The sequence below is a fragment of the Bacillus sp. FSL K6-6038 genome, assembly GCF_038050455.1.
Lineage (GTDB): Bacteria > Bacillota > Bacilli > Bacillales > Bacillaceae_G > Bacillus_A > Bacillus_A pseudomycoides.
In genome coordinates this window covers 1-11,666 of record NZ_JBBOUH010000002.1, presented here as the reverse complement: position 1 = coordinate 11,666, position 11,666 = coordinate 1, and the positions used below count along the sequence as shown (strand labels likewise).

Annotated in this window: 8 protein-coding genes and 3 pseudogenes; 5 read left to right on the top strand and 6 right to left on the bottom strand. The window is 32.6% G+C overall.

Going from position 1 to position 11,666, the window contains the following annotated elements:
* Positions 1 to 11 precede the first annotated feature (11 nt).
* The 3 genes from NSQ40_RS27755 to NSQ40_RS27745 all read right to left on the bottom strand — a co-directional run bounded on the left by NSQ40_RS27755 (position 12) and on the right by NSQ40_RS27745 (position 1,834).
* A complete protein-coding gene (locus tag NSQ40_RS27755; RefSeq protein WP_003203641.1) occupies positions 12 to 884 on the bottom strand; it encodes a hypothetical protein in 873 nt (290 codons plus the stop codon).
* A 20-nt stretch (positions 885 to 904) separates the two neighbouring features.
* Positions 905 to 1,357, bottom strand: coding sequence for a hypothetical protein (locus NSQ40_RS27750; protein WP_003207639.1), 453 nt, complete (start codon positions 1,355 to 1,357; stop codon positions 905 to 907).
* Between the two features lie 321 nt (positions 1,358 to 1,678).
* Positions 1,679 to 1,834: a hypothetical protein gene (locus NSQ40_RS27745; protein ID WP_003203637.1), complete on the bottom strand. Its 156-nt coding sequence runs from the start codon at positions 1,832 to 1,834 to the stop codon at positions 1,679 to 1,681.
* A 2,262-nt stretch (positions 1,835 to 4,096) separates the two neighbouring features.
* Here NSQ40_RS27745 and NSQ40_RS27740 point away from each other — a divergent pair.
* Positions 4,097 to 4,816 carry a MerR family transcriptional regulator gene (locus tag NSQ40_RS27740; protein WP_003207636.1) on the top strand — a complete coding sequence of 240 codons (720 nt, stop codon included), beginning with the start codon at positions 4,097 to 4,099 and terminating at the stop codon, positions 4,814 to 4,816.
* A gap of 32 nt (positions 4,817 to 4,848) precedes the next feature.
* Here the strand turns inward: NSQ40_RS27740 and NSQ40_RS27735 are convergent, their stop codons facing one another.
* The 3 genes from NSQ40_RS27735 to NSQ40_RS27725 all read right to left on the bottom strand — a co-directional run bounded on the left by NSQ40_RS27735 (position 4,849) and on the right by NSQ40_RS27725 (position 7,525).
* Positions 4,849 to 6,303, bottom strand: coding sequence for a hypothetical protein (locus NSQ40_RS27735; RefSeq protein WP_003203631.1), 1,455 nt, complete (start codon positions 6,301 to 6,303; stop codon positions 4,849 to 4,851).
* A gap of 4 nt (positions 6,304 to 6,307) precedes the next feature.
* A complete protein-coding gene (locus NSQ40_RS27730) occupies positions 6,308 to 6,730 on the bottom strand; it encodes a hypothetical protein (protein WP_003207634.1) in 423 nt (140 codons plus the stop codon).
* A gap of 528 nt (positions 6,731 to 7,258) precedes the next feature.
* Positions 7,259 to 7,525: a hypothetical protein gene (locus NSQ40_RS27725; RefSeq protein WP_003203627.1), complete on the bottom strand. Its 267-nt coding sequence runs from the start codon at positions 7,523 to 7,525 to the stop codon at positions 7,259 to 7,261.
* A gap of 67 nt (positions 7,526 to 7,592) precedes the next feature.
* Between NSQ40_RS27725 and NSQ40_RS27720 the strand changes: the two are divergent.
* The 4 genes and pseudogenes from NSQ40_RS27720 to NSQ40_RS27705 all read left to right on the top strand — a co-directional run.
* A pseudogene (locus NSQ40_RS27720) lies at positions 7,593 to 8,262 on the top strand (type IV secretory system conjugative DNA transfer family protein); the annotation flags it as partial.
* A gap of 35 nt (positions 8,263 to 8,297) precedes the next feature.
* Positions 8,298 to 8,684 (top strand): annotated as a pseudogene (locus tag NSQ40_RS27715) (Y-family DNA polymerase); the annotation flags it as partial.
* Between the two features lie 558 nt (positions 8,685 to 9,242).
* The gene (locus NSQ40_RS27710; protein WP_003203621.1) at positions 9,243 to 11,054 is read left to right on the top strand and encodes a reverse transcriptase/maturase family protein; all 1,812 of its coding nucleotides are present in this window, start codon (positions 9,243 to 9,245) and stop codon (positions 11,052 to 11,054) included.
* Between the two features lie 103 nt (positions 11,055 to 11,157).
* Positions 11,158 to 11,666, top strand: a pseudogene (locus NSQ40_RS27705) (DinB/UmuC family translesion DNA polymerase); the annotation flags it as partial.

Here is an 11,666-nt window from a genome sequence, read left to right as displayed (position 1 = left end):
CCCAACTTTTTTCATGAACGCTCTATATCTTTTGCCTTCTCATCTAATTTTTTTATCTTTTCTTTCACTTGTCCTTGCTCCCATTTATATAGTTCAACCTTCTCTTTTGACTGGCTAATATTCGTTTCTTTTGAATTGATTTTTGCATCTGTTTCCATCTTTTCTGTTTCTGTTTGGTACTTAGAATCGTTCTTCCATTCCGTGATTTGCTTTTGCCACTCTGTTTGTTTAGATGTTTCTTGTTTCATGACTTCATCGTACTGTTTTACTTTTTCTTTTAAGATTTTTTGTTCCATACCGATAAACACTTTCGCATAAGCGCCTTTACTCTTTTGTGAAATACCCTCTTCTATTTCTGTTTTCTTTTGATCGGAGAAGAATGATTTTAAGAATGTTTGCTTGTCATCTTCTTTTGAAGTTTCATTTTCTCCTTCATTTTTTTGCTTTGTCTCTACGGTTACATCTCGATTATTTTTTTCAAACACATCAAGCGCAACTGCTTGCCATTTTGAAGATAATTCTTTCACTTGTACAACCAAATTTTTATCATCCTGATACACAACTTTTACTGGTAATTGAAGATTCGGATTTGCTTTTTCCTGTGCTTGAAATTGATAGTGTTCTCCATCTCCTCCCTCTACATGAAGAAACATTTCTATTGTATGGGAAGCTGGATCATATGCTCTTTTCTCTATTGTCATGGTTCGATTTCCAAATAACGCAACCGACTTTTTCAGTTCTGTATGATAGACTGGCTCTTCATAAGGTAAGTATAATTTCGAAGTGAAAAAAACGAAAAAACCAACAAATATAAATCCTACAATTAATCCATATATCCATGATTTTTTACGTCTTAAATTCACACCATTATCTACAACTTCCATTTACTTAACACCCCACTTTTTTAAGATGCAATGATCTGAACTGCTAGTTCTTCTACATTGGTTACTTGCCAACTCTCTTGATTTTTTTGCACCGTTACTTTCATAACATTTTTCGTTTTGTCCGTTGTTCCATTCGCTCCTATCGTCACTGTATTTTGAAATTCTGTGATCACTTCTACCTGAGAAGCACCAATCCTATAGGCTTGTAAGTATAGCTTCATATCAGATGGCTTAGATACATATGTATCCTCCATTTCGAATGTATCCGTTGGATAAAAGAGCTGAAACACTTCTTCCTTCATCAATTTTTTTGCTTGTTCTCTTCGTTCCTCATATCCTTGTTTTTCTCGATGAAATGATAACTGAATAAACTTTTCTACTGTTGAAAGATACGCTTGTCGCTCTTGTTCTTGTTCCGAAGGAAGTGTTTCTTTCACTTTCTTTTTCAGTTCCTCATTTTCAGTTTGTAACACCTGGTTACGAACTTTTAATTGTTTTACATCCTTTTTATAGGGATGATACTATTAATAAAAGAGATTTTAATTTGTGTATAATAAATTTCTCCCCATGAATAAATCCCAATATTCTGTCAATTCTGTAGATAGACTGTATGCCAAACCCATTTAAATTTCTTTCTCCGTCCCCCTTTTGGAGATGCCTTGGAGTTGAGCAGTTAGCTTTTGCTAGCTGCTCTTTTTAATTTTGGATTCCTCCTTGCACTTCTCGCAATACACCATATCTCCAATATCAATTGTATCTTTTTTGTATTGTGGGATTCCGCATCTGTATTCTCATCACCATCCGTTATCTAAGTATGCTTGTTTCGGGATTAAGTGTTCACTTTTGTATTGATCCGCCCATTTAGTTCTTCTCACTTCTACAAAGTACGCTGTTTCTACTGGCACTATAAAATCTTGCGCGATGCGTGTTCCTCTCTCAATTACATCCACCTTAAGTATGTAAATTATAAGTTTAAATACTGAGTTTATTTATTGAAAATAAACCATAATAATAATTATTATGTAAACAAGCTACATTTTTCTTTCAATCTCTAATACACAAAATTCTTCAACTAATCGATTATATTTACACATACGATTGGAGAAAATAAATATTAATAGCTTACAAATATCTGTTTTCCAAGAAACCTTCACTTCAAAAAAACACAAAGGTGTTAAGTGAGAAATAATTCACAAAATATCAATGTCTTGTAAACAAATTCACTGATTACAGCACGATAATTAACATTAACATATCAACAGACATTAACATGTCAACAAAAACAAAGATAAAAATGTTAATTTCATATCAACAGTAACTTAATTATTAAACTAATATTGGTTTAAAGTTAATGAATATATTAATAGAAGGATATTTTTCTAAACTCTTAATAAATCATAGGCCATTAGTACGGATCGAAAAAAAACTATAAAACGAATAGCGCCTTGTAAAGTATATATAGTTGTAAAAAAGAAAACACCTTCACAGATACTCTATAAATAATTCACTAAATAAAAAAATGTTAACCATTCTCTACAAATAACCTCTGGTAGATTACTGCTATTCGTTTAAATAAACCATAAACCATAAACCGTACAAATCATTATCAAATACTGTTTTGAATCACTTTAAATTTTAATGAAGACTCAAGAATCAACTATATATAATTTCCACAGAACGAAAACATCGATATTTATACATTTATAATTGATATAACATTAACAACTAACGAGGCTTTCATCACTATAGTTAACGTCTTGTTAATATCAGCTCTATTACATATCAATTTCACATTTCATGTTAATTTCATTATCTCTAATGAACCTAAATTATATATACAAAAGTAAAATTCAATCCACCGGCTGAATAATATTTAGTACCCAATTGCGTAAAAATGCTTACCATATACAAATATACTATTTATGAAATTTTACATCTAACTTATCTATGAAAGATTATAGAAGCACTGGATCGATTCTTTTTACTGTGATAAGACATACTTAAAGATTAATATCACCAAGGAAGAAGACTATATTAGCAGCGTAACAATTCGTATCCAGCTTAATGTTATTACAAAGTTTTAATATCATCATATTTTGTGTATAAATCTTTATTTTTCTTTTTATAAATACTGTACAGATTGTTTTGTTAATCTCATAGTAACTTTAAGTCGTTTTACTAATACATAATTAGCTCACTATCATCAATGCTATATCAATGTGCATGTAGTTTTAGTTGATATAACATTAACAACGGTATTTTTTGATTTTATAGTAATGTCTTGTCGATATACTCTTCATTACATGTTGATTTCATATCTCATGTTAATGTCTGTTTTTAAGGTGTTTGAGATAATAGAGCGCCCAAGCATCTAACATATCAATCTCAGTCCCTCTAATTTGCTTAAATCATCCTATAAACAACAGTTAAGTTCGCGCTATAAGCTAAACATTATCCATATTCAATTACATATAAACACTTATCTGTGCATGAGCATAATATTTTTTACGCTTTATATAAGCTTACTCGTGGTAAATTAGATACATTAAACCAACTAAATTCTATATCATGACAAAATACTCTTGCAGTTTTATATAAAATAAACAATGAAATCAATACTAATCATAACAGGGAACATACTATTCATATCACTTCTATAAGAATAACAGGGCAAGAGAAACATTAACTCTATTTAAAAGATTAAAGGATCAATAACTTACTAGTATTATTAAGCTACTAGCATCATCACATTAGTAGTATTGCCTTTTTGTATCTTTTTATACATTGAAATTGGAATTTAATAACCTACTTTTCTCATTTTCCACAGAACGTAGTCATTATATCATCATAATTTGTTTACAAAACACTTATATTTCCTTATCATTAATAATAAGCAATGTAATATGTTAATCTCATGGCAACTATAAGCCGCATTTCTAGCACAAAATATACTTATTATCATTAATATAACATTGGTATTTATATGTTTTTAGTTAACAAAACATTAACATTCTAAACAAATTGTAGATTTATAGTCAATGTTTTGTTAATACACTCTTGGTTATATGTTAATCTCACATTTCATATAAATACCTAAGTTAGTAGGTATTTATATTGATATCATCGAAATAACTATTAACATGTTGATTTCAGTCCACATGTTAATTTCAATTCAAGTGTGTATTTGATGATTTTTTCAAGGAGGTAGGACAATGATTGATCAAAAAAGCGATGATGATATATTAAACGATAATGTTTTTGAAAAGGCATGGAGGATAACAGAATTCTCTAAATTAGTCGGACGTCATCATAACACAGTGTATAATTGGTTCAATATTTTAGAAGAAAAAGGTCTACATGAAACTTTAAGAACCCATAACACAAACGAAAAGCTCTATAATACTTTAGATCTTGAAATCGCTCTATTTATAAAACAAAAAAGAGATGAGAAGTGGTCTTTAGATGCTATTATTGAACTTTTACCACATCAATTTGATTTAAGACCAGTACCACTAGAGAATCAAGCAAATGAAGTATCTACCCAATTAAACCTTCAAGCAACTGCAGAAATCATTGAAAAAATGGTAAATAAGCAAATAGAAGAAAAAATAAAAAATATTGAATCTCAGTATGAAGAGAAGATAGGAAATATATTAAAACAGCTACCACAACCTGAAGATGCAGAAGCTTTAAAGATACGTCAACGTCAAGAAAGACTAGATAATTTCATTATTGAACATAGAGCACGCCAGGAATTAAGAAAGCAAGCAGAAGGCCTCTGGAATAGCAAACCTGATGAGGAACGTATTAAAAAGGTAGGATGGTTTAAAAAAGAAGAAGATTTAGCTAAAAAGCAACTCTTCATTGAGCAGTACATACATGATAATATCATTGATTATATGAAATCTCTCATGAATACGACGGTGGAATAAGAAAAAGTCTGGATCTCGCTCCAGACTTTTTCTTATTTTGTAGTACCAAACATCTTATCTGGATCTAAAAAGTCCGCTAATTCAGCATCTTTATTGGCTCCAGCTTCTGTATTTTCTTCGTCACTACCCATATCGATAAAATCACCAAAGGCAAAACCTAAGTCCTCATCCTCATCTATACTTTCTATCGTACTAATTTGAGACTTTTTGTACTGAATTTGACTTTGCTTCTCTTTAAATTCATTAAACTCTTCAACTAATCCCTTAGATAATCTTGATGGTAATGCATCAGTTTTATAAAACGTATATACACTTCCCAAGAAATCATTCTTACTTACTAAATATCCATTAAAAACAGTACCGTTTATAGGTAAATTATTTGAAACTTCTACTTTAGCATCATCCATGAAGGAATCATCAATGTTTTTTTGTTCATCTAGGATAGCAAGCATACCAAAATGGTGTACTTTTGATGCTTCAACAGAACCATCGTTATTCTTTTTCATCAAATCAATTGGATGATGGAAAGAGCTTCCTCCTAATGATTCTTGAAACATTTCTACAATTGCATGGCTATTTTCAATCTGGTTCATATTACGTGAAACCTTATTAATTACTAAACAACCTGTTTTCTCAAGTAAAATACGTTTAAAGTCTTGAGAATCAAGTATTACAGATGTCCCAAAACCATTTGCAGCTGTATTTAATTCATGAATAATTTCACTAATACGTTGATTTGCATAATCACGTGCATTGGCAATACCTTTTTTCTCATTTTCATTTAGCTCTTTAAATTCATCATAAAAGTGCTGATTATCAGCAAATACTACAAACGCTACACCTTTTGATTTATCATTAGCTAATTTCCAAATCTCTTGAGAAAATTTATTAACTTGTCTTAGTACATCCGGTCCATCTGCTCTTACTGGAAGTGTTACAACAATCCCCATTTTAATAAAATCTTTACGCTCAATAGCATTTTCAAAAGCGATTCTCGCAAATTTTGCTTGATCTGTTTTTATCTCTGCCATAGGGTATTGTTGTGCAACTTTTTGTAATTCTTGTCTAATTACAGGCTTGTTATGAAAAGCGGAAAACTCTTCAATCGCCTTAATGATTGTAGAAGTTCCTGTTCCTCCACCTAAGCCTGCAAAGAATAACACAAGTTCATCAGATGGTCTTACACGTTCCGTGATAAAATCTTTTAATTTTTCTTTTGCCTCATCATTTGATTCAAGTACCTTTACTGCACGCTCAGGATTTTTACCTAAACCACCTAATTTAAGTGAAACTTGGTTGCTTTTTGGTACATTTTTTAGTTCTGCTAGATCTCCATCATTACTGTTTAATGCTAAGCAGTTATATACTGATGTTCCATCTGTATGTTTATATTCAGCAAATTTATCTACCATTCTAGTACCAGCCTGACCAAAACCAACCATCGTCATCTTAACTGCTACTTCATTCTTCAAGAAATTTTTCGCCATTATTTTATCTCTCCTTATTTACTTTTTTTCTTTTCCCTAACTCAATAAGTACTTGTTGTCCTCTATAAGTTGAGATTAAAAATTTATACGGGTGCATAGACTTTTCATAGATTAAAGACATTGATGATAGTGTACTAACACTTATTTCAGCTGAACGTCTTGATATATTTGTGCGTTCAACCTCTAATGAATAAGATTTGCCTTTTGTTTTCTTTACTCTCCTATCTATGACTACATTTTCTACTATTTCATTAATTGATATGCCCCTCATGTATTTGGTTTCTTGAAATTGTTTATTAACGATGTTTCCTATGTATAGAAATACACTATATAGTATCTCATCTTGTTCAAGAATATCTGCGAACATGTTCACTACTTCATCTGTAAATTTTATCGTTTGATACTTCTCGCTTAAAACCTCGTTCAAGTTGTCCCCCCCTTAAACCATTGGTTAATTATTCCTAGAAACATAGTACATCATTATAAGGCGTATATCAAGTCATTATATATAAAACTTATATATAGAACCTATAAATTCCATTATTAGAAAATCCTTTATTTCACAAGCTTTCATTTATACAGCGTATATATACGGCGTATATATAATATATTAATCTTATATTTCATGTGATTCACATTCTAAGCTCTTAATAGAATAGATTTCACTATCATTATTATATTAAGTAAACATATCACCCCAAAAACAGCACAATACGTTAACATGAAATTCACATATTAAATAACACATTTTATTATACGCTGTATATATACATTTTATTTATACAACGTATAATAAATCCTTAATATAAAAGGGTTTTTAACTTTTACATATCAATTTTTTATCAATATAAATATAATAAGCGCTTTATATAAGGCTTACATATAAAACTTATATAAACTGCTTATTATTGATAACAAAAAATGCAATGCTGTAATAGCATTGCATTAATAATACTTATACTGCTAAATAACTTTCATTTAGTGCCTGGAACAACTCATCCTTAGTATCTTTCTTGGTTAATAGTTTGGTTCTATACGATTCATTTCTTGTTAGGGGAGAAGTTGTCAATGTCATGTTATATTGATGCATCTCTTCATTTAACTCTGTTGTTAGTTCACATAGTTGCATATACAGCAAGAAAAAATGTGTTTCTTTTGAATCTAATTCATTATCTGTTTCAGTCATTTCTAAAAATTTATTTGTGAATGTTGTTAATTTCATATCTACAAAATCATTCTGGCTTACCAATAACTAACCCCATAACTTCTTTAAAATTTATACTAATCTTGTAATTGATATGTACAATGACACTAATCTTGTTTTTAATATGCATGTGAGTTTAAATAAACGACTTCCTAATAATATTGAAGCAATAACGGATAGAGATGAACGGAATCACTGGCGTATTGTAAAACAAGTAGATGAATGGTTTGACTTAAACTACGCCCTGAACTTTCTAGTGAGCGTGGTGAGGGAGAAATCATTTATTACACTGAGGGAAAATACTATGGTCAGCCTAAACAAGAAACATTCGTGCGTGAATTTCGTAATACACTAAATAACATTTTTGCCCAACCCTTACTTCACCGTGTGTTATGTGATCCTTCGAGTTTGGTGATGTTTTTTTAATTAACACAGCAAGAGGGGATCTCTCTAATTTATTTGATGCATTTGGATAATTATGTTTATATGCAGTGCAAATTTCAAAACTTCGGCCTAAATATAAGACACCACTCATTGTAATCGTGCAAACAGTAAGTCAATTAGCAATTGAGTATGGTCCTAGATTTATTGCTACACTTTTAGGCGCGTTTCATAATAATCTTGTTTACGGCGATGTTATATCGGAAGATGCAACACTATTTACTAAATTAATGGGTACCAAAACCATCTATGAAGCACGCGAAGATGATCAAGAGTTTGATATGGTAACGGCTGAAATCGAAATGTTGCAAACTGATAAAGAAAAACCAAAGAAATCAGCTCCTATATACAAAACAGAATAGACGAATTCTTTATGGATATGACAGCTAGTATCCATTTATTCGCGGATAGCCCTTACGAATTCGCGCTAAAGTTTAAACGTGAAGTCTACGACCACACTCGTATTGAATGTACAATCGGCATTGGACCGAATCTATTAATGAGTAAATTCGCAATGGATGTTGAAGCAAAGCGGAATCAAGATGGCATTACGCAGTGGACATACGACAATATACCCGAGAAATTATGGAATATAAGGCCGCTCAGTAAATTTTGGGGGATATCGTAGAAAACGGAAGCGAAGTTAAACAGGAAAGGGATTTATACAATCGGTGATCTAGCGAATTATCCGCTTAAGTATTTGAAACAAAGCTTTGGTGTAATCGGAGAAGAATTGGTGCGCCCGTAAGGGGTATGTTTGAATCTGTCAATAGCAAGGCAGCAGGATATATTGCAACGCCTGTCATCACCTAACTTATCCGGGAAGGAAACTAAACGGGGAGTGTAGCATGTTAGGAAAGTCATAAGTTGACTAAGTACTAAGTCACGACTGAATGGCGAGATGAGAATTGTAAACAAGGATGAAGGTTGCACTACTTGAACGATAACCTGAGCAGTCCCATCGCCGGCTACAGCGGAAAGTACTTATAAACGCTGTATAATCTTAGGGAATTAGTATTGCAGTTCTGCTAATTCCAGCAATACGATAGATTAGGCAATCCTAGTAAAGGATAAAAGGTGAAAGTCGCATCCGACATTACAAATAGCTATGTCAACATACATCTAAACGGGGATTACCTAAATCAGGAAGCCCATAGGGCTATAGTTTTCTGGAACTTGAATACCTGACATGGTAACGGAGTTCTCGTAGTAGTCAGAGATAGGGAAAGCCTATTACAAGGCGAAGGGGAACAGCTTATCCAGCTATATACACGATGGAAGGAGCGTGAGGCTCATGAGAAATCCAGATGATGTATTAGGCAGTCTAGTAACAAAGTCTAACAATAAAAACTATAAATATAATCGTCTTTACAGAAATCTATACAATCCAGCCTTTTATCTAAAAGCCTACACAAATATCAGCTCTAATCAAGGAAATATGACAAAAGGGACTGATGGAAAAAACATCGATGGTTTCAGTCTGGAGAAAATAAATATCCTAATAGAATCGCTAAAAGATGAGAGTTATCAACCACACCCCTCCAAGCGGGTCTTCATACCTAAAAAGAATGGCTCAAAGCGTCCATTAGGTATACCAACATTCAAGGATAAACTTCTACAAGAAGTTATTCGAATGATACTCGAAGCGATATATGAAATGAGTTTTAAGGAAAGCTCTCATGGTTTTCGTCCCAAACGGAGCTGTCATACGGCTTTACACAAAGTACGTAAAACTTTCACTGGGGTGAAATGGTTCGTTGAAGGGGATATTAGTGGTTTTTTCGACAATATCGACCACCACACACTTATAGCATTACTAAGAAGGCGGATAACTGATGAGAAATTTATTCGCCTAATATGGAAATTTCTACGAGCAGGATACCTAGAAGAATGGAAGTATCGAGGTAGCTATAGTGGCACACCACAAGGGGGAATCATCAGCCCACTTTTATCTAACGTGTATCTAACAGAATTAGACACTTTTATGGAAGAGTACCAAAAAGAGTTTTCTAAAGGAGCTAAAAGGAAAACTACAAAAGCCTACAAACGTCAGGAATACTTAACATACAAACACAGGAAACAACTAAAGGAAAACTGGGGACAGCTCACGGAACAAGAAAAGAAGCAAGGAATTATAAAATATAAATCCTTAAAAGAAGAGTTGCTTAAAACTCCTTTCGGAGACCCCATGGATGACTCATACAAAAGAATTCAATATGTCAGATACGCGGATGACTTTCTTGTGGGGATAATTGGTAACAAAGCGGATGCGGTAAAAGTTAAAGAAGATCTAACAAACTTCTTAAGAGACAAGCTAAAACTTGAATTGTCACAAGAAAAAACACTAATCACACATAGCTCAAAAAAAGCAAGATTCTTAGGATATAACATCACAGTAAGTAGAATGCCAGTTACTAAACGTGATAAAAATGGATTTCTAACCAGACACCAAATTATGAGATGTAAACTGTATCTTCCTTCGGAAAAATGGATTGAAAAGCTCAAACAATATGGAGCTCTACGCATCATGGCAGATGGGAAATGGAGAATATGGCATCGCACTTATCTCCTAAATAATGACGAACTAGAAATATTAAACACGTACAATGCGGAGATAAGAGGACTATATAACTATTACAGCCTTGCAGAAAACGTTTGTACACTCCAAAGCTTCCACTACTTTATGAAATATAGTTTCGTCAAAACTCTAGCTGCAAAACATAAAACATCTGTAGCTAAAGTAATGACAAAATATAAAGTTAAGGGAGATTTAGCTATTCAATATCAAACGAAATCCGAGAAAAGAATCAGTTACTTTTACAACGATGGATTTCGAAGAAAAGACAAGATTATAAATATAGTTCAAGACAATCTACCAAACTCACAACTATGGTGGCGTAATAGCTTAATCAAGAGATTGAGCGCAAACAAATGTGAATGGTGTGGAAAAAGTGATGCACCTTTAGAAATGCATCATGTTAAAAAATTGAAAGACTTGGAAGGCAAAAAGCTGTGGGAAAAGAAAATGATAGCAAGGAAAAGGAAAACCTTAGCATTATGTACAAGGTGTCACCAAGACCTACACAGCGGAAAGCTAGATGGATAAGTGGAAAGCCGTATACATCGAGAGATGTACGTACGGTTTGGAGGAAAGCACATGAAAATCTAACATAGCAATATGTCAAGGCGTTGGGTGCTTATCCTACCGCTTACATAGTAATGGCATAGATTTTAGCCGTATTTCAGAAAAGTATATACCTACGGAAACCTCTATCGCCAAGAGTTAGATATTATTACGTGATTATTCAATAGATGAAATTCCGATTATCTTATTAGAACATAAGGAAGAAGTTTGCTATCGATTACGAATGCAAAAGAAACTTGCTAGAACAATCCATCTTTCGATTGGTAGCAGTAAGGGTTATTGTGGAGGATTTCGGAAGACACACATGTTCAGTCGACCGACCAATTTAACGATGGATATCTATCATGTTTGTACATATTATTTACACACGCTATACACTGGTGAACCAATTCGAACCGTTAGTATTTCATTAACGAATTTAGTTACGGAAGGTGAAGAACAGATTTCATTATTTGATGACGTAATACATCGAGAAAAGAAATGAAGTTAACAAAAGTCATGGATGAAATTCGAAGCTGCTTCGGTAAAAATAGCATTTTTCGTGGCCTATCTGGTTCTGGTGCAAATACTTAA